Genomic DNA, 16040 nt, shown 5'->3' with positions numbered 1-16040 from the left:
GGCGAACACGGCGTTTCTTGTTGATTCTCTTGCGGCCCCAAAGGCCACCGGGGGCGTATAGACGCCCACCGCAATCCTTGCAAGCTTTTGCTTGGGCCCGTTCGCTTAACGCTTGGGCTCTTCGTGAAGGTATTCTGTCCACGCTGGGCAAGGGCCGGCTTTCCATGCGGCTTTGGCGCTGGAATAGAATGATGTGAACGGGGTGAAAACCGTTGCAAGGGTGCGTGTTACGATGGCCATGATCTCGGCTCCGAGTATTTGGGTATAAAAAGCAAAACACCCCCGAATATCGGGGGCGTTCCTATAGATCCGTCAGGGTTTAGACCTTGGCGGCGCTTTCCGCAGCAATTGCGTGGAAATCGGCACGGCTGAGGCCCATGTCGTCCAGCTCGCGGTCGTTGAGCGCAGACAGCTCATTGAAAACGCGGGTATAGGTGGCGCGGCGTGCCAAGTAGTCCTGAGTCACTGCAACCATATTGTTGAACCATGCGACTGGGGCGAATGTTGCTGGGGCGGTGTTGGCGATATGTGCCATGATATTTGTCCTTTCGAGGGGCTCGGGCGTATTCCCGACGCGCTGTTAAATTGTCTTCATGTCCTCTTCCTGCCCTTGATATAGAAGGTGCAGGTGGCGCTAACAATTTCCGTTTTGGACTTTCCGCTATGCAATTGCTGCAATGCAGCGAATTTTAGATTTTCTGAACAGGGCCGTCTTTTGGGCCTTCGATCTTGCAGCTCTTTTGAAAAGCTGTGTCAGTCTGGTCAGTCGCCCAGATCTCGAAAATCCGGGCGTGGCAGTCCGGCCTATAGGTCTCGGACAGGTAATTCAGATCAAAGATCACCACCGTTCTTGTTTCCACAAGTATCGGAAGAACAAGCAAGCGAATGTTTAAACCCTCCCTCTTGCTACTCTGGTGTGCCGAAGGGGTCATGGCCCTAATGTCTTCAATGTTTAGGCCAAGGGCCTTTGTGACCTCGGTTTCTTCGGCAGTGTCATAGCCCTCAAAAGGAATGCGCCACCAAGTCACTTCTGAAAGTTCGCGAGCAGGCGGAGACGCAAAGAAACCATCAAACGTTAGTATTGTGTCATTTACTGATATGCTTTCAAAATACACCCACTCGCCTTGGTGGAAACCCAGTTTGGGTTTGATAACCTTGTTTCTCAACGCCCCTAGCGGTTCAAAAAAACACCGCCGCCAGGGAAAACCCAAAGGCGAAAACGATCACCACCAAATAGGCCAACATTGCTTTGGCCAAAACGCGCTACATAGGCAATCCCTTAGAATAAGAGCACCCCCGTTGTCCGAAGGTGCTTTTGCTTTGTCACTGATTTCCAATCAAAACCAAGGTGATTAGCCGTACCAGTTGCCCATTTTCACTACGGCCTTATCGCCGATCAAGTCCGCAAAGGCCTGCGGGTCTTGGGTGCCATCGTCGCGGCCGCGATAATGGTATGGATAGACGTTTTTGGGCGCGAATTCAGCCACTGCATCCGCCGCCGCCGCCACATCCATTGTGAAAGGAAGGTTCATACAGACAAAGGCCAAGTCGATGTTTTCCAAGGCGCGCATTTCGGGGATGTCTTCGGTGTCGCCGGAAATATAAATCCGGGACCCGTCCCAGCTTAGGACATAGCCATTGTCGCGCCCCTGTGGGTGAAACTTCAGACGCTCTTCTGTTAGGTTATAGGCGGGAATGGCTTCGATCTTTGGGCCAAACGTGTCGTTGCTATCGCCGTTTGCCAGAATCGTGGCATTGCCCTGCTGCGCTGGCGTCATCTTGGCATGCGCCCCGGCATTGGTCACGATGGGCGTTGCCTCACCCGAAATTGCCGTCAGGGTTTCCGCATTCAAGTGATCGCCATGCTCATGGGTCACAAGGATCAAATCCGGTTTCGGCATGTCCGCATAGAGCGAGGCCTCGCCAACGGGATCGACATAGATCACCCCGGTTGGTGTTTCCAAAACGATCGAGGCATGAGCCACCGGGTGGACCTTTATGTCGCCAGCGGCGCTTGAAAACATGTCAACGCTATGCCCGTCTGCGCGACCGGCAAATGGAATGACGCTTATGGCACCAACGGCTGTGGACCGGGCAAGGAATTCTCGGCGGTTCATTTTTCTTCCTCCAATGAATTGTTCATGCCTCAAAGCTAGCGCGACTCCCGCCTTGAACAAACGTTTTTTAATCAATATGCAAGTTTTTGTCGATTTTTATGCGATCGTGCAAAAAAAGGCCCCGGCAAATCTGCCGAGGCCTCTTAAACTTTGGGTTATCGCGAGGCGATTAGCCCTTTTCTTCGATGATTTCTACAAGATGCGAGATCTTGTTGACCATGCCACGAACCGAAGGCGTATCTTCGAGTTCACGGGTGCGGTTCATCTTGTTCAGACCCAAGCCGATCAGCGTCTGACGCTGGATGGCGGGGCGACGGATCGGGGAACCGATCTGTTTTACAACGATGGTCTTGGCCATGGATTAAGCCTCCTCGGTTGCAGGCGCTTCGTCACGCTTGGGCAGGATGTCAGCAACCTTTTTGCCACGACGCTGAGCGACGTTGCGAGGAGACTGTTCTTTGCCCAGACCGTTCAGAGTGGCGCGGATCATGTTGTAAGGGTTCTGCGAACCGATCGACTTAGCGACAACGTCCTGAACACCCAACATTTCGAACACAGCACGCATTGGACCACCGGCAATGATACCAGTACCGGTTGGGGCTGTGCGCATCACAACTTTACCAGCGCCGTGACGGCCCTCGATGTCGTGGTGCAATGTGCGGCCTTCTTTCAGAGGTACGCGGACCATCTGACGTTTGGCTTGCTCAGTCGCCTTGCGGATCGCCTCAGGTACTTCTTTCGCTTTACCTTTGCCAAAACCGACGCGGCCTTTTTGGTCGCCAACAACAACAAGCGCAGCAAAACCAAAGCGCTTACCGCCTTTTACTGTTTTCGATACGCGGTTGATCGCGACTAAGCGATCTGCAAATTCCGGTGCTTCGTCACGGTCGCGACGGTTGCCCCGGCGGTTATCACGTTCTGCCATGTGGCATCCCTTTTATTTCTGGCGCGATGGGCGCCTGTTTGTTCAATTGAAGTGAGCCCGCCCAAGTGGAAGGGAGCCCCCCAATCATCGAGGCGGCGAGAAAACCCGCCGCCTGCAAGCAAGACCAAAAGGTCTTAGATCTTCAAACCACCTTCACGCGCAGCGTCGGCCAAGGCCTTCACTTTGCCGTGGAACAAGAAGCCACCGCGATCGAAATAGGCTTCTTCTACGCCAGCGGCTTTCGCACGCTCGGCGATCAAAGCACCCACTTTGGTTGCGGCTTCGACATTGTTCTTGCCGACAAGACCCAGAGTTGGCTCGAGAGTCGATGCAGCTGCCAAAGTGCGGCCTGCCACGTCGTCGATGAGCTGAACTGAGATGTTCTTGTTCGAGCGGTGAACCGAAAGACGAACGCGACCAGCGTTGACCTTGCGGAGTTTGTTCCGGACGCGCATGCGGCGCTTCTGGAACAGTACACGTTTGCTGTTTGCCATTGCTGTGCGTCCTTACTTCTTCTTGCCTTCTTTGCGGAAGATGAATTCGCCTTTGTAGCGAATACCCTTCCCCTTATAGGGCTCTGGGCGGCGCCAATCACGGATGTTTGCCGCAACTTCACCCACCTGCTGTTTGTCGTGACCTTCGATCACAACTTCAGTCGGCTTTGGGCAAACGATTGAGATGCCATCCGGGATCGCAAAGTCGACATCATGCGAATAGCCAAGGTTCAGTTTAAGAACTTTACCCTGAACAGCCGCACGATAACCAACCCCGTGGATCTCGAGCTCTTTTTTGAAGGTGTTCTGCACGCCGTGGACCAGATTGGCCACAACGGTGCGGGACATACCCCACTGCTGACGCGCGCGCTTGGACTTGCCACGCGGCTCAACTTTGACGGCGCTGTCTTCAACGGTGATTGTCACATCGTCGGTGGCAGTGAAGGTCTGGACGCCCTTAGGGCCCTTAACTTCAACAACCTGACCCGAAACGGATGCAGTTACACCGGAGGGCAGCTCAACTGGCTTCTTACCAATACGAGACATAAATAAGCCCTCCTTAGAAGACGGTGCAGAGCACTTCGCCGCCAACATTGGCTGCGCGTGCTTTTGCATCCGACATCACACCCTGTGGGGTGGAGACAATCGAGACACCCAGACCCTGACGGACCTGTGGGATCTCCTTAACGCCCATGTAAACGCGTCGGCCAGGCTTGGACACCCGTGCCAGCTCGCGAATAACAGGTTCGCCATCATAGTATTTCAGGCTGATTTCGAAGGTCGGGTGACCTGCGGAATCCGTGCCACCTTCGTAGCCGCGGATATAGCCTTCGTCTGCCAGAACATCCAGAACGCGTGCGCGCTGCTTGGAGGCCGGGGTCATAACGGTGGATTTACCACGCATCTGCGAGTTGCGGATACGAGTAAGCATATCGCCGATAGGATCGTTCATATTCTACTCTCCCTTACCAGCTCGACTTGACCATACCGGGCAGCATACCGGTCGAACCGAGTTCGCGAAGTGCGATACGGCTGATTTTCAGCTTGCGGTAATAGGCGTGTGGACGACCGGTCAGCTGGCAGCGGTTGTGCAAGCGTGTGGCCGACGAGTTGCGTGGCAATTTCGCCAGTTTCAGACGCGCTTTGAAACGCTCTTCCATCGGCTTGGATTCGTCGTTCGCGATTTCTTTGAGCTCGGCGCGCTTAGCAGCATATTTTGCCACCAGACGCTCGCGCTTCTTCTCGCGTTCGATCATGGATTTTTTCGCCATGTCTCTGCTTCCCCTTACGCGTTGAACGGCATGTTGAAATGCTTCAACAGCGCTTTGGCCTGTGCATCAGCGGTATGTTCGCCGCTTTGTTGCGCAGTGGTGGTGATGATGATGTCCATGCCCCAGACTTCGTCGACTTTGTCGAAATCAATCTCAGGGAAGACGATGTGTTCCTTCAGGCCCATGGCAAAGTTGCCACGACCGTCAAACGAAGGTTTCACACCACGGAAGTCACGAATACGAGGCATCGCAATGGTGGTCAGGCGATCAAGGAATTCGAACATACGGTCGCCACGCAGGGTGACCTTGGTGCCGATGATCATACCTTCACGAAGGCGGAACGGCGCGTGGCTGTGCTTTGCCTTGGTGCCGACGGCCTGTTGACCGGCGATTGTTGTGAGATCTTCGATCGCCGATTTGGCTTTCTTGGAGTCACGAACAGCTTCCGCACCACAACCAATGTTCAGAACGATTTTTTCCAGACCAGGGATCTGCATGTCGTTCTTGTACCCAAACTCTTCTTTCATAGCTGGGCGGATGGTGTCGCGGTACTGCACCTTGAGGCGCGGTGTATAGTTGGCTTGGTCCAGCATTAGATCACGTCTCCCGTGGTCTTGGCGAAACGTACCTTCTTGCCGTCTTCCATGCGGAAGCCAACACGAGACGCTTTGCCGTTTGCATCGACGATGGCCAGGTTAGACAACTGGATCGGCAGAGCCTTAGGAAGGCGGCCGCCCTGAGCTGTCTGGCTCTGACGCTGGTGACGGATCGCAACGTTTACGCCGTCCACGATGGCCTTGCCCGCGGTGGGATTGACCGAGGTGATCTCGCCAGTCTTGCCCTTGTCCTTACCGGCAAGAACGATGACCTTGTCACCTTTTTTCAGCTTAGCAGCCATCTTACAGCACCTCCGGTGCGAGCGAGATGATTTTCATGAAGTTCTTGGCGCGCAGCTCACGAACAACCGGGCCAAAGATACGCGTGCCAACAGGCTCGCCAGCAGTGTTCAAGATAACTGCAGCGTTGCGATCAAAGCGGATTGCTGTGCCGTCTTCACGACGAACTTCTTTTGCGGTGCGTACGACAACGGCCTTACGGACGTCACCCTTTTTAACGCGACCACGTGGAATGGCCTCTTTCACCGATACGACGATGATATCGCCGACCGATGCATAACGACGGTGGGAACCGCCGAGGACCTTGATGCACTGAACTTTCCGGGCACCGGAGTTGTCAGCTACATCCAGATTGGTCTGCATCTGGATCATATAGTTTCTCCCGACCTATGGGGGCTGTTCTCGTTAGCTCCCCCAGGGTTTCGATGAATGCCAAAAGGCTCTGGCTTAGTCAGCCAGAACCTCCCAACGTTTCGTTTTCGACTTAGGTGCACATTCGATGATGCGAACCATATCGCCTACTGCGAACTTTTCCGCCTCATCATGAGCACGGTATTTCTTGTTGCGCTTCACGGTCTTTTGCATGACCGGATGCTTAAAACGACGCTCGACCTGTACGGTGACGGTCTGAGTGTTGGCAGTGGAGGTCACGGTGCCTGTAAGGATACGCTTGGGCATGTGTTACGCCTCCGCTGCGGCGTTGGCCGCTTTTTCGTTCAAAATGGTGTTCACACGCGCAACGTTGCGACGAACCTGACGCATACGGGCGGTGTTTTCGAGCTGGCCAGAGGCCTGCTGGAAGCGCAGGTTAAACGCTTCTTTCTTGAGCTGGACGAGCTCGTCCCGGAGTTGATCCGGTGTCTTGTCCATGAGTTCCTTGGCGTTCATTCGCCTCTTCCTTTTGGTTTTCACCAGAGAGCCCCGATAATTGTGTCCGGGTCACCCTTAACCTGGTGAGGTTTCTGACGAGCAATAAAAAAGGCACGCACAAGGCGCACCGATTCCGTAAATCCGTGCATGAAGGGTGCCTATACGCCTGCGAAAGGATTCTGGCAAGGCCAATATCGGGGCTTTTTCGCCTATTGGGCAAATGGGTCAAGATTCACCGAAAAACCCCGTCAATTATGGGCGATTTGGGCAAATTCACCCTTTGTGGTATAGTCTGTTTTATGCGCTGCGCAGTCATCATATTTGTGCTGTTGATGCCGCTTCCTGTGGTGGCCCAAGATCAGCCCGCAAAACCCTGTTTCTGCATCAACCGCGACGGGGAAAAGGTCGAGCTTGGTCAATTGGCCTGTCTGCGGGTTGGGGGCAAATCCTTTATGGCGCGCTGTTCGATGTCCTTAAATCTGCTGACATGGCGCAAGGTCTCTGACGGCTGCCTCAGCTCTCAGATCAGTTCGCCCCAGCATATGGTATCGCTTTAGCCCAGGGTTTTGGGGCGCTGCCCCGTCCCAAGCGGGCTTGGGGCTCCCCGAGATATTGTTGGAAAGAAGACTCCGAAGCGTTGGCGTATGTAACCAACATCCGCCTAGCCGATGACGCGATCTTGAAACCAGATCAGTGAGGGATAGGCGCAGAGCCAGATCCAGAAAAACCGGTTAAGGCCAAATAAACAGGCATTGGCCAAATGAAACGTCGCCGCGATCAAGAGGCCAAGGGTCAACAGCCATGGGTGAAGCAGGGCCAGCGGGAACAGCACTTCGAACCCCATGACGCACCATGACATCAGCCACAACAGCCGCGGATGGTCCGCCCATCCTCGCAGGCCGTCCGACACCGGATAGGCCGAAAACCGGAACACATCTTGCAAGGCCTCACCCCGCCGCCAATCGGCTTTGATAATCTTGATGTAGCCGGACACGAAATAGGACAGCACCAGTTGCACCGCCAAATAGGCCATCGCCATTTCCTGCCATCGCTCAGATGGGGCAAGGTGATAGGCCGATAAACACGTGACGATCAGCATCGTCATCTTGTCCGAGCCACCGTTATACGGCCCGTCGAACCGGTGCAGCAGAACAATCCCATAGGCAAAGAGCGCCAAGACCGCCCAATCAATATGCCATCCTAAAATCAACATCACACAGGGGATCAAACGCGGCAGGAACAACAGCCGGTCTTTGGGGGAGGCCAGATGTTCCAAGGTCTGCTGCGCCACCGCCAGCCCAAGCATCATGCTCGTCACCTGCACCGTGTCCACAAGGGTCATGGGCCGCCCTCGTGGATGGGCAAGACCGGGCTTTCGTAGTCAACGAATTTGACGATTTGATCGCCCTCACGCTGAAGAAACACCAGCCGAAACTCAAACTCCCCCTCCTGCTCCTGCAATCCGGCCCGCACCAGCCGCCTCAACTCAGAGCGCGCGTGACCGCCGTTGTGTTCCGCAAGGCGTTCCGACAGGCTCACCATATATAACTGCTCATTGCGGCGCGGGTTCCAGACAAGCCGCCGTGCCATGCGGACCACCGACACATGCGCGGGAATAGGCCGTGCCTCGCGCCACGCCCCCTGCCCGACCCGCACTTCGACCCGAGGCGAGGCAGCGACAGTCTTGAAAAACCGCCACGAGGGCAGCAAGACCGGCAACAAAAGGGCGATGGTTTTGGCAATCACATTCGCAATCACTGAGGGCCTCGACGACATGGGAAACCTCACCTCTTTAACCCACGGCGATTACCAAATTGTTTCCTAAACCCCTAGTTGACTCAGCGTATTGTCGCCACTTAACGTCAGCACATTCAAGCCAAAAGGAAGTTGTGATGAGTGCCGCATTGATTGCCTTGCTAGCCATTGGGCTGCTGACCCCGCTTATGTTCGGCTCTGACGATAGCTCTTCTGACGGTGATCCGGCGCAAGACCCTGACGACCCCCAAGGGTTGGACGTCAACACGCTCGACTCCAATCCGTTTGCCGGGACCGATGGCAATGACACGATCGATCTCGATCCGCGCGATGGCGGTTTCAACAGCATGACGCTTGAAACCGGAGCCGGAGATGATCTGCTTGACCTGACCGATGCCGAAGCGTTCGAAGATCGAAGCACGCTCGAAAATGCGGTCTTCCAAAACAGCACGATCCAATCCGGCGAGGGTGATGACACCATCCATGTCGGTGGTGCGAACCTCGAGATAGATGGAGGTGGCGGGAACGATGATATCACCGCACTTGAGGCCGATTTTGCCACCATTGAGGGCGGTGCGGGTGATGATCGGATTCACACGACGACCACCGGGCAGCCAGCCTCGGTCTATGGCGGCGAGGGCAATGACACCTTGTCTGGTGTGGATGCCGCCGACCTGTTTGGCGAGGCAGGGGATGATCTAATCGAATTCAATGGGGACGGCGGAACAGGGGATCGTTTCTATATGGTCGCCGATGGTGGTGAGGGCGATGACACGATTGCCGCTACGGATACCGCGATCACGGATGCGGACCTCGATCGTCCGCATGTCTTAACAGGTGGCGCGGGCAGCGATCTTTTCGAATTGCGGTTTGACGAAGGTTCCCTTCGTACCTACGGCGTGCCTGTTGAGTCCGACGGCACACTGCAGCTTGAGGTTTTCAACATCTCAGATTTCGAACCCGGCACCGACCAGATCGAGATTGAACTTGAGGTGGAAAACGACGGCTATAGCGTTGCTTCTGCCCGCATCGAGGGCACCGATCTGATCATCCGCTACGAACATGCCGACGATGAGCCGATCCGCGATATTGTCATCCCGACCGGGGCAACGGGCCTTACCTTTGATGACATCACCTTTGTCGGCGACCACATCCCAACGGTTCTACAAGAGGATGAACCACAAGTAGTCACCGACCTTACCGCGACCTCCTTTGCCGGAACCGATGGCAACGACACACTAGATCTTAACCTGCGCGATGGCGGTTTTGAAGGCGTCTTGGTAAATGCCGGCGCTGGCGACGATTTTCTTGACCTCTCGGACCGAGAATCGGTGATAGATCCTGCCACCGCAGACGCCGTAACATGGTCCGATAGTACCGTCATCGGCGGCGAAGGCGATGACACAATCCAAATGTCTGGAAACACCAACCTTGTCCAAGGTGGCGTGGGCGCGGACGATATCACGGCCTTGGACGCAGGTTTTTCAACCATTGAGGGCGGCGAAGGAAATGACGTGATCCACATCGCAACCTCCTTGACAGGCCCCGGGTCCGCCTATGGCGGCGAAGGGGACGATACCCTATCGGGTTCCGAAGCCGCTGGCTTATTTGGCGAGGCAGGCAATGATTACATCGAAGTCCATGGCTATGGTGATGGAGGCGCAGGGTATTTTGTCACCGGCAACGGCGGCGAAGGCGACGACACGCTGGCCTTTTCCGACAGCGCCATCACCCGCCCCTTCGACGGCTTCGACCCCAACACCCTTATTGGCGGTACCGGCAGCGATACCTTTGACATCACCCTGTCCGAAGGTTCGGAAGACTATAACGGATCGCTCCTCCGGTCAGGCACTATACGCCTTGGCGCCATCAACATAGGTGATTTCGAACCCGGCGTTGACCAGATCGAGCTTGAACTTGAGGTGGAAAACGATGGCTATAGCGTTGCCTCCGCCCGCATCGAGGGCGAAGATTTGATCATCCGCTACGAACATGCCGACGATGAGCCGATCCGCGATATTGTCATCCCGACCGGGGCAACAGGCCTTACCTTTGATGACATCACCTTTGTGGGTGAGAACCAGCCTCCGGTTCTTGTGCCAGCGGCCTGATTGCAGTGTTTTGAACTAGGTATACCGAAGAGGGTTGGCCCTAACCTTCAGGCCGCGCGGCTGGCGGGCCGCCTCGACCAGTTGGGCGCTAGCTCATTCCCATTTGTAGTTAAAACTCACGCTGATCCGATTGTCTTCTTCCGACATATTCAACGGCACCTCATGGCGCAGCCAGCTTTCCCAAAGCAACACGTCTCCGACCTTTGGGGCCTGATAGACAAACGTCTTCAGGTCCTCACGCGCTGATTTTTTGCGCGGTGGCGCGGCCATCATCATCGGCAAACGCGGGTCTTCCAATTTCAACGCACTCGCCCCTTCGGGCATCTCAACATAAGTGGTTCCGGAAATCACCGAATGCGGATGGATGTGGTTGGAATGGGTCCCGCCGGGGGGCAGGATGTTGATCCAAATATCCTCAAGCACCACGCTCTTGTCGCCAAGATCAAAATCCAGTTCCTCGACAAAGGCCGCGACGTGTTGATCCAACACTTTGACCAGATCGCCAAAGATCGGGAACCGCCACGGCAGGTCGGTCAGCGACGCATAAGACGTGTAGCCCGGATAGCCCTCTTTCTCACACCATTCCTGCCCGGCTTCATCGTCATTGGCGATGGAATAACAGGAATTCTCCAACTCATCGGGATCAATCGCCTCTCCGAATTCGGACAGTCGGGCGCGATACAGGCGGGTGGCGAAAAGCGATTTGATCTCGGACATCTGGGGTTTCCCAACGGTTGGCAAGGGCTGCCATGCCCCTACCCCCAGAACCCCGACACTTCAACCCGACCTTACGCCGCAATCGGCTCAAGAACCGAACGCTCGGCGCCAATCAACGTCACCTGATTCCAGGTGAGCCCCTCCGTCTCGACCCGGATCAACACTTCACGATCGAGCTGATCACCCAAGGTGTTTTCATACCGAACAACGATGCCATCATCCGTCATGCGAACGGACCCAAGTGCATACTCGTCATTCACCGACTCGACCCGCAATTCGATGGTTTCGGTCACGGGGTCAAAATCATCGAACCGCGCGGCCTCAACTTGCCAAGCGGTGCCATCAGTGGTCTCAAGATCATCCCAGCCGGAACCGTCCACCTCAAGCTCCCCCTCATCCAATTGCACAACGAAATGATCCGCTCCGGCACCGCCTTCCACGGTCCAAGCATCCGTCAATGTTAAGCCTTCGCCAAACTCGGTTAACGCCTCAACGCTTAGCGTGTCATCTCCATCTCCACCCGTGACACCGGTGGCGTAACCGGTACCCAAAAACCCGCGTCCAATGCCCAGAATTTCGTCATCTCCGGCTCCACCATCCACAAACACATTCGGCGACAGGTTCACATCAATGGTGTCACTCCCCTCCCCACCGTCGATTGACAAGACTTCGCCGTGGGCCTCCTCGGCATCAATCAGGTCTTCGCCGTCGCCCCCTAGGATAGTCGATCCGATGAACGGCCCGAGCAAGGTGTCGTCCCCGTCGCCCAGATCTATCTCAAATTCCGCAGAAATTGCCACATTGGGCTCACCTTCAGGCGATGTGGTATCTATCAGGTCGTTGCCAGCCCCCAAAGACACGACTTCGGCTGTGACAAAAGCCTCTAGCTCAGACCGAGTCAGGGTGTCATCGCCATCGGTGCCGACCAGATTGCCCTCCAAGTCCAGCAGCAAGGCACGCTCGGCCCCAATCAACGTCACCTGATCCCAAGTCAGACCCTCGGTCTCCAAATCAATCAAAATTTCGCGCGGCAAGAGGTGCTCTTCGTATTCCAGAGGCGTATAGGTCACCACGATCCCATCCTCCTCCATGTGAACCGAACCAACCTCAAATTGGTCTGACACCGGCGTCAGGTTAAGCTGCAACGTCTCGGTCTGGGGATCAAAGTCCGCCAGTGAAAGCGCTGTCACCCGCAATGCCGTACCATCCTCATTTTCCAGTTCATCAAAACCCGCCAAGAAAACGCCCAGATCGTTAGGGTTTTCAGCCGCCTCATCCGTAAGCTCACGCCCCTCGTTCAGCTCAACGATGAAATGATCGGTCCCCTCGCCACCGGTGATATTGGCCCCCATTAACGGGTTCGCAAACTCAAACTCACTTTCGGCAACAACATGCAGAGTGTCATCTCCTGCCTCGCCAAAAGTATTCGTGGTGAACCCTGTTCCATTCACCTGCATGCCGGGCGTATAGATATAATCGTCGCCCTCGCCACCCTGAACAGTTGTCGACGCGGCACCGCGAACATCAATCGTATCATTGCCCGCCCCGCCTTGAATGTCCGCTTCAAAGGCACTCTGAGCAACGATTGAATCGTCCCCGTCTCCGCCCAGAACTTGACCTCCGGTATCAACCCAACCCGGTTGCGTCAAAAGGGTGTCATCCCCCGCGCCAAGATCGACAAGCGTCGGTACGGGCGCTGCTTCTCCAACGGGCACATCGGGGTTTGCCTCAAGCCATTCGCTGGACACCCTGAGATCAACCACATCGTCGCCAGCCCCCATAAGGAGGCTGTCGGGTTGCCCAAATTCAACGTTGTCATCAGCGGTAAACGTGTCCGCCCCCTCTGTGCCGACCAAGTTGCCCTCTTCGTCCAATTCGAATTCAGGTTCGGGCGCGTCGTCCGTGCTGTCATCACTGTCCGATCCCGAGTCAATCAGGGTCGCCAAAAGGCCAATGGAAAGAAGTCCTAATAGGGCTGCGGCTAACATCGCTTTTCCTCACATACTCAAATATGCGGCTGATATTGCGGACCAAAGCGCCCGAGGACAAGCTGCTGTTTTGGAAACAGTCCAGAATTGATTGTTTTAGACGTAAATCAACCCCGACGGGCTAAGAAACACCGCGTCGGCAAGGTCATCCCCCTCGGCAAAAGCCCGCGGCGTGTCCACTCCGGGTTGATTTGGTCGGGTCGCCGGATCGGCCTCAAGGCACAAACGCGCGCCGTTGTCGAATTCAAGCACCAATGAAATCGGCCCCAAATCCGCCCGCGTGATCACCGCCCCTTGCAGACGTTCCAGAAAGGCGCGGTCATCTGCGTCAACGATCCATGGGCGCGGCTCGCCCGTGTCATAGCTCTCATCCTGAACGATGCGCCCATCAAGGTGCAGCCAGCCACCCGCCCCGCGGATAGGCAAGATCAGCCAGCCCTGCGCCATTTCCAGCCCGAAAAACTCGCAACTTCCCATGCCGTAGAACCCAAGGCTGACCGAGGCGTCGGAAACACGCTCGCCGATCAACCGATCGGGATCAACCGGCAAAGGGGTCAACGGAACCGTGGCAAAATCATCTTCATCATCGAGATCACCGCTAGGATCAGGGATGCGAAACGCGCCCGGCACAATCGGGGACACCGCCATCGAGCCGTAAAAACTTCGCAACTCATTTGCGACAAGCTTTTGCGCCAAGGGGTTCCCCCGCTTGGCCGCGTTCGACACCAAAACGCTGATTTTTCCCTTGATGAACTCAAGCATGACCACTCCACAGCCGTAGTAGGTATAATTTACGATACGTTAACCTTTTGTACACTCGCGCTTTTAGGGGAGGTGCCAACGACCAAAAGCCGACTGCGTCAAAACACATGGATGTCTTGAAGGACAAGATATTCAGCCTCAGGCCGACGCAACAATAGAAACCCCGCCGTCAAATCTGACCACTTGCCGTTTAGCGGCAGGTCATACTGAACGACGGCAACATGCCCGTCCTTTTCTACCGGTTCCCCAATCCGGGTCACGTCTTTGTGAAATGGGGTTCCAGTTGCTTGATGCCTTGAAGTCACGGAAAACGGCCCGTCTGGATGTGGATCAGGAAGCCCATAACCAGCAATCACTTCCTGCATCAGCTGGGGTGTCCAACCCTGTTCTGGATGATGGGCTGACAGGCAAAAGGCATCCTCGAACCGATCCTCGGCAATCAGGTCATCCAGTCCTCAACAACCACCAAAACATCGTGATCTGACTCCGCGAGGGGCAAGCGGCGCGCCGTTTCAAAACCAAAGAAGCACATGCGCGCACTGTACAAAGAAAAACCCCCGCCGCAACTCTGCGCCGGGGGTCAATTTTGCGGTAGGGTGGGGTTTTACCCCACCAACTTACCAATCTTCGCGAACAACAACGCGGGTTTTCACCGGCAGTTTCATCGCAGCAAGACGCAGGGCTTCACGTGCGACTTCGTCGGATACACCGTCGATTTCGAACATGACGCGGCCCGGCTTCACTTTGCAGGCCCAACGGTCAACCGAACCTTTACCTTTACCCATACGAACTTCGATAGGCTTGGCTGTGATCGGCGTGTCAGGATAGATGCGGATCCACACCTTACCTTGACGCTTCATATGACGCGTCATGGCACGGCGAGCGGCTTCGATCTGACGTGCGGTAACACGCTCAGGCTCAAGAGCCTTCAGACCATAGGTGCCGAAATCAACACCGGAACCGCCTTTTGCAAGGCCTTTGATCCGGCCTTTGTGCATCTTGCGGAATTTAGTACGCTTTGGCTGAAGCATAGTTACCCCCGATTATCACGACGGCCGCCAGCACCACGAGGGGCCGGACCGTCTTGAACTTCTTGCGACTTGCGATCGCGTGCGGCTGGATCATGCTCCATGATCTCGCCTTTGAAGATCCAAACTTTGATCCCGATGATACCATAGGGAGTCGAAGCTTTGACCTGAGCGTGATCGATGTCTGCACGCAGCGTGTGGAGAGGCACTCGGCCTTCGCGGTACCATTCCGTACGCGCGATTTCTGCACCGCCAAGACGGCCAGCAACGTTCACACGAATGCCAAGGGCACCCATACGCATGGCGTTCTGAACCGAGCGCTTCATGGCGCGACGGAAAGAAACACGACGCTCGAGCTGCTGAGCAATGCTCTCACCAACAAGCTGGGCGTCCAGCTCGGGCTTGCGCACTTCAACGATGTTCAGGTGCACTTCGCTGTCGGTCATTGCCGCCAGTTTCTTGCGCAGAACTTCGATGTCAGCACCTTTTTTACCGATGATCACGCCAGGACGCGCAGTGTGCACAGACACACGGCACTTCTTGTGAGGGCGTTCAATGATCACGCGGGCAATACCGGCCTGCTTGCACTCTTTGTGGATGAAATCGCGGATTGCGATGTCTTCCAACAGCAGATCACCATAGTCTTTGGTGTCAGCGTACCAACGGCTGTCCCAGGTGCGGTTCACCTGCAGACGCATACCGATCGGGTTTGTTTTATTACCCATTAGGCTTGCTCCTCAACCTGACGCACCTTGATGGTGAGTTCCGAGAACGGCTTGTTGATACGACCGAAACGACCACGTGCCCGCGGACGACCGCGCTTCATGATCAGGTTCTTACCAACATAGGCTTCTGCGACGATAAGCTCGTCAACATCAAGACCGTGGTTGTTCTCAGCGTTTGCAATGGCGGACTGCAGGCACTTTTTCACGTCTTCGGCGATCCGCTTCTTAGAGAAGGTCAGATCAGTCAGAGCGCGATCAACTTTCTTGCCACGGATAAGACCGGCAACAAGGTTGAGTTTCTGCGGGCTTGTGCGCAGCATGCGCAGCTTGGCCATCGCTTCGTTGTCCGCCACGCGGCGGGGATTTTTATCCTTGCCCATG

The 16040-nt window shown here is 55.5% G+C and carries 26 protein-coding genes; 2 read left to right on the top strand and 24 right to left on the bottom strand.

All coding sequences use genetic code 11. The annotated features are described in order from the left end of the window. Positions 1 to 105: 105 nt before the first annotated feature. From Q1A43_RS00210 to rpmC, 15 genes are all read right to left on the bottom strand, one after another. Positions 106 to 240: a hypothetical protein gene (locus tag Q1A43_RS00210; protein WP_299931618.1), complete on the bottom strand. Its 135-nt coding sequence runs from the start codon at positions 238 to 240 to the stop codon at positions 106 to 108. Between the two features lie 79 nt (positions 241 to 319). Continuing rightward, on the bottom strand, positions 320 to 535 hold the full coding sequence (locus Q1A43_RS00205; protein WP_299925128.1) for a DUF1127 domain-containing protein: 216 nt from the start codon (positions 533 to 535) through the stop codon (positions 320 to 322). Positions 536 to 689: 154 nt separating this feature from the next. Beyond that, the gene (locus tag Q1A43_RS00200; protein ID WP_299931616.1) at positions 690 to 1115 is read right to left on the bottom strand and encodes a hypothetical protein; all 426 of its coding nucleotides are present in this window, start codon (positions 1113 to 1115) and stop codon (positions 690 to 692) included. Between the two features lie 237 nt (positions 1116 to 1352). After that, the gene (locus tag Q1A43_RS00195; protein WP_299931614.1) at positions 1353 to 2117 is read right to left on the bottom strand and encodes an MBL fold metallo-hydrolase; all 765 of its coding nucleotides are present in this window, start codon (positions 2115 to 2117) and stop codon (positions 1353 to 1355) included. A gap of 169 nt (positions 2118 to 2286) precedes the next feature. Further along, the gene (gene rpmD / locus Q1A43_RS00190) at positions 2287 to 2475 is read right to left on the bottom strand and encodes a 50S ribosomal protein L30 (RefSeq protein WP_299925119.1); all 189 of its coding nucleotides are present in this window, start codon (positions 2473 to 2475) and stop codon (positions 2287 to 2289) included. A 3-nt stretch (positions 2476 to 2478) separates the two neighbouring features. Then, entirely contained in the window at positions 2479 to 3042 is a 564-nt protein-coding gene (gene rpsE / locus Q1A43_RS00185; protein ID WP_299925117.1) for a 30S ribosomal protein S5, read from the bottom strand. Positions 3043 to 3176: 134 nt separating this feature from the next. Then, positions 3177 to 3536, bottom strand: a complete 360-nt coding sequence (gene rplR / locus Q1A43_RS00180; RefSeq protein WP_097803757.1) for a 50S ribosomal protein L18 — start codon at positions 3534 to 3536, stop codon at positions 3177 to 3179. 12 nt (positions 3537 to 3548) lie between these two features. After that, on the bottom strand, positions 3549 to 4082 hold the full coding sequence (gene rplF / locus Q1A43_RS00175) for a 50S ribosomal protein L6 (RefSeq protein ID WP_299925112.1): 534 nt from the start codon (positions 4080 to 4082) through the stop codon (positions 3549 to 3551). Between the two features lie 13 nt (positions 4083 to 4095). Further along, the gene (gene rpsH / locus Q1A43_RS00170) at positions 4096 to 4488 is read right to left on the bottom strand and encodes a 30S ribosomal protein S8 (protein WP_299925109.1); all 393 of its coding nucleotides are present in this window, start codon (positions 4486 to 4488) and stop codon (positions 4096 to 4098) included. A 13-nt stretch (positions 4489 to 4501) separates the two neighbouring features. Further along, a complete protein-coding gene (gene rpsN / locus Q1A43_RS00165) occupies positions 4502 to 4807 on the bottom strand; it encodes a 30S ribosomal protein S14 (protein ID WP_299925107.1) in 306 nt (101 codons plus the stop codon). Between the two features lie 14 nt (positions 4808 to 4821). Beyond that, positions 4822 to 5400, bottom strand: a complete 579-nt coding sequence (rplE, locus tag Q1A43_RS00160) for a 50S ribosomal protein L5 (RefSeq protein ID WP_299925104.1) — start codon at positions 5398 to 5400, stop codon at positions 4822 to 4824. Beyond that, positions 5400 to 5705: a 50S ribosomal protein L24 gene (gene rplX / locus Q1A43_RS00155; RefSeq protein WP_299925101.1), complete on the bottom strand. Its 306-nt coding sequence runs from the start codon at positions 5703 to 5705 to the stop codon at positions 5400 to 5402. The genes rplE and rplX overlap by 1 nt, the downstream gene beginning before the upstream one ends. A 1-nt stretch (position 5706) precedes the next feature. After that, entirely contained in the window at positions 5707 to 6075 is a 369-nt protein-coding gene (gene rplN / locus Q1A43_RS00150) for a 50S ribosomal protein L14 (protein WP_299925099.1), read from the bottom strand. A gap of 75 nt (positions 6076 to 6150) precedes the next feature. Next, a complete protein-coding gene (gene rpsQ / locus Q1A43_RS00145; RefSeq protein WP_299925096.1) occupies positions 6151 to 6381 on the bottom strand; it encodes a 30S ribosomal protein S17 in 231 nt (76 codons plus the stop codon). A gap of 3 nt (positions 6382 to 6384) precedes the next feature. Continuing rightward, on the bottom strand, positions 6385 to 6591 hold the full coding sequence (gene rpmC / locus Q1A43_RS00140) for a 50S ribosomal protein L29 (protein WP_299925093.1): 207 nt from the start codon (positions 6589 to 6591) through the stop codon (positions 6385 to 6387). A gap of 281 nt (positions 6592 to 6872) precedes the next feature. Between rpmC and Q1A43_RS00135 the strand changes: the two genes are divergently transcribed. Then, entirely contained in the window at positions 6873 to 7130 is a 258-nt protein-coding gene (locus Q1A43_RS00135) for a hypothetical protein (protein WP_299925089.1), read from the top strand. Between the two features lie 104 nt (positions 7131 to 7234). Here Q1A43_RS00135 and Q1A43_RS00130 read toward each other — a convergent pair whose 3' ends face one another. Both Q1A43_RS00130 and Q1A43_RS00125 read right to left on the bottom strand, forming a co-directional pair. Then, on the bottom strand, positions 7235 to 7915 hold the full coding sequence (locus tag Q1A43_RS00130) for an HTTM domain-containing protein (RefSeq protein ID WP_299931608.1): 681 nt from the start codon (positions 7913 to 7915) through the stop codon (positions 7235 to 7237). Further along, positions 7912 to 8349, bottom strand: coding sequence for a hypothetical protein (locus Q1A43_RS00125; protein WP_299931606.1), 438 nt, complete (start codon positions 8347 to 8349; stop codon positions 7912 to 7914). Before Q1A43_RS00125 ends, Q1A43_RS00130 begins: the two co-directional genes overlap by 4 nt. Positions 8350 to 8465: 116 nt before the next feature. Here Q1A43_RS00125 and Q1A43_RS00120 point away from each other — a divergent pair, with 116 nt between their 5' ends. Beyond that, positions 8466 to 10439 carry a hypothetical protein gene (locus Q1A43_RS00120; RefSeq protein ID WP_299931605.1) on the top strand — a complete coding sequence of 658 codons (1974 nt, stop codon included), beginning with the start codon at positions 8466 to 8468 and terminating at the stop codon, positions 10437 to 10439. Between the two features lie 93 nt (positions 10440 to 10532). Here Q1A43_RS00120 and Q1A43_RS00115 read toward each other — a convergent pair whose 3' ends face one another. The 7 genes from Q1A43_RS00115 to rplV form a co-directional block, all read right to left on the bottom strand. Further along, a complete protein-coding gene (locus Q1A43_RS00115; protein WP_299925077.1) occupies positions 10533 to 11156 on the bottom strand; it encodes a 2OG-Fe(II) oxygenase family protein in 624 nt (207 codons plus the stop codon). 71 nt (positions 11157 to 11227) lie between these two features. After that, positions 11228 to 13144 (bottom strand): hypothetical protein, encoded by a 1917-nt coding sequence (locus Q1A43_RS00110; RefSeq protein ID WP_299931603.1) that lies wholly within the window; start codon positions 13142 to 13144, stop codon positions 11228 to 11230. A 96-nt stretch (positions 13145 to 13240) separates the two neighbouring features. Next, positions 13241 to 13906, bottom strand: coding sequence for a hypothetical protein (locus tag Q1A43_RS00105; protein ID WP_299931601.1), 666 nt, complete (start codon positions 13904 to 13906; stop codon positions 13241 to 13243). Positions 13907 to 14004: 98 nt separating this feature from the next. After that, positions 14005 to 14271: a hypothetical protein gene (locus tag Q1A43_RS00100; RefSeq protein WP_299931599.1), complete on the bottom strand. Its 267-nt coding sequence runs from the start codon at positions 14269 to 14271 to the stop codon at positions 14005 to 14007. 252 nt (positions 14272 to 14523) lie between these two features. Further along, positions 14524 to 14937 (bottom strand): 50S ribosomal protein L16, encoded by a 414-nt coding sequence (gene rplP, locus Q1A43_RS00095; RefSeq protein WP_299925067.1) that lies wholly within the window; start codon positions 14935 to 14937, stop codon positions 14524 to 14526. Between the two features lie 2 nt (positions 14938 to 14939). Continuing rightward, entirely contained in the window at positions 14940 to 15659 is a 720-nt protein-coding gene (gene rpsC / locus Q1A43_RS00090; RefSeq protein ID WP_299925064.1) for a 30S ribosomal protein S3, read from the bottom strand. Next, positions 15659 to 16039: a 50S ribosomal protein L22 gene (rplV, locus tag Q1A43_RS00085; RefSeq protein WP_299925061.1), complete on the bottom strand. Its 381-nt coding sequence runs from the start codon at positions 16037 to 16039 to the stop codon at positions 15659 to 15661. The genes rpsC and rplV overlap by 1 nt, the downstream gene beginning before the upstream one ends. Position 16040: the final 1 nt, after the last annotated feature.

The organism is uncultured Pelagimonas sp. (assembly GCF_947498515.1).
GTDB lineage: Bacteria > Pseudomonadota > Alphaproteobacteria > Rhodobacterales > Rhodobacteraceae > Pelagimonas.
The sequence above is the reverse complement of the archived record's forward strand: the minus strand, read 5'-3'. Positions and strand labels throughout refer to the sequence as shown.

Excerpts from the sequence above, each read along its gene's own strand:
- Q1A43_RS00110 (WP_299931603.1), bottom strand. The coding sequence starts at position 13,144 with ATGTTAGCCGCAGCCCTATTAGGACTTCTTTCCATTGGCCTTTTGGCG.
- rplV (WP_299925061.1), bottom strand. The coding sequence starts at position 16,039 with ATGGGCAAGGATAAAAATCCCCGCCGCGTGGCGGACAACGAAGCGATG.
- Q1A43_RS00205 (WP_299925128.1), bottom strand. The coding sequence starts at position 535 with ATGGCACATATCGCCAACACCGCCCCAGCAACATTCGCCCCAGTCGCA.
- rpmD (WP_299925119.1), bottom strand. The coding sequence starts at position 2,475 with ATGGCCAAGACCATCGTTGTAAAACAGATCGGTTCCCCGATCCGTCGC.
- Q1A43_RS00210 (WP_299931618.1), bottom strand. The coding sequence starts at position 240 with ATGGCCATCGTAACACGCACCCTTGCAACGGTTTTCACCCCGTTCACA.
- rpsE (WP_299925117.1), bottom strand. The coding sequence starts at position 3,042 with ATGGCAGAACGTGATAACCGCCGGGGCAACCGTCGCGACCGTGACGAA.
- rpsH (WP_299925109.1), bottom strand. The coding sequence starts at position 4,488 with ATGAACGATCCTATCGGCGATATGCTTACTCGTATCCGCAACTCGCAG.
- Q1A43_RS00100 (WP_299931599.1), bottom strand. The coding sequence starts at position 14,271 with ATGCAGGAAGTGATTGCTGGTTATGGGCTTCCTGATCCACATCCAGAC.
- Q1A43_RS00125 (WP_299931606.1), bottom strand. The coding sequence starts at position 8,349 with ATGTCGTCGAGGCCCTCAGTGATTGCGAATGTGATTGCCAAAACCATC.
- Q1A43_RS00130 (WP_299931608.1), bottom strand. The coding sequence starts at position 7,915 with ATGACCCTTGTGGACACGGTGCAGGTGACGAGCATGATGCTTGGGCTG.
- Q1A43_RS00115 (WP_299925077.1), bottom strand. The coding sequence starts at position 11,156 with ATGTCCGAGATCAAATCGCTTTTCGCCACCCGCCTGTATCGCGCCCGA.
- rpsN (WP_299925107.1), bottom strand. The coding sequence starts at position 4,807 with ATGGCGAAAAAATCCATGATCGAACGCGAGAAGAAGCGCGAGCGTCTG.
- rpsC (WP_299925064.1), bottom strand. The coding sequence starts at position 15,659 with ATGGGTAATAAAACAAACCCGATCGGTATGCGTCTGCAGGTGAACCGC.
- Q1A43_RS00120 (WP_299931605.1), top strand. The coding sequence starts at position 8,466 with ATGAGTGCCGCATTGATTGCCTTGCTAGCCATTGGGCTGCTGACCCCG.
- rpsQ (WP_299925096.1), bottom strand. The coding sequence starts at position 6,381 with ATGCCCAAGCGTATCCTTACAGGCACCGTGACCTCCACTGCCAACACT.
- rplE (WP_299925104.1), bottom strand. The coding sequence starts at position 5,400 with ATGCTGGACCAAGCCAACTATACACCGCGCCTCAAGGTGCAGTACCGC.
- rplP (WP_299925067.1), bottom strand. The coding sequence starts at position 14,937 with ATGCTTCAGCCAAAGCGTACTAAATTCCGCAAGATGCACAAAGGCCGG.
- rplN (WP_299925099.1), bottom strand. The coding sequence starts at position 6,075 with ATGATCCAGATGCAGACCAATCTGGATGTAGCTGACAACTCCGGTGCC.
- Q1A43_RS00135 (WP_299925089.1), top strand. The coding sequence starts at position 6,873 with ATGCGCTGCGCAGTCATCATATTTGTGCTGTTGATGCCGCTTCCTGTG.
- rplX (WP_299925101.1), bottom strand. The coding sequence starts at position 5,705 with ATGGCTGCTAAGCTGAAAAAAGGTGACAAGGTCATCGTTCTTGCCGGT.
- rpmC (WP_299925093.1), bottom strand. The coding sequence starts at position 6,591 with ATGAACGCCAAGGAACTCATGGACAAGACACCGGATCAACTCCGGGAC.
- rplF (WP_299925112.1), bottom strand. The coding sequence starts at position 4,082 with ATGTCTCGTATTGGTAAGAAGCCAGTTGAGCTGCCCTCCGGTGTAACT.
- rplR (WP_097803757.1), bottom strand. The coding sequence starts at position 3,536 with ATGGCAAACAGCAAACGTGTACTGTTCCAGAAGCGCCGCATGCGCGTC.
- Q1A43_RS00195 (WP_299931614.1), bottom strand. The coding sequence starts at position 2,117 with ATGAACCGCCGAGAATTCCTTGCCCGGTCCACAGCCGTTGGTGCCATA.
- Q1A43_RS00105 (WP_299931601.1), bottom strand. The coding sequence starts at position 13,906 with ATGCTTGAGTTCATCAAGGGAAAAATCAGCGTTTTGGTGTCGAACGCG.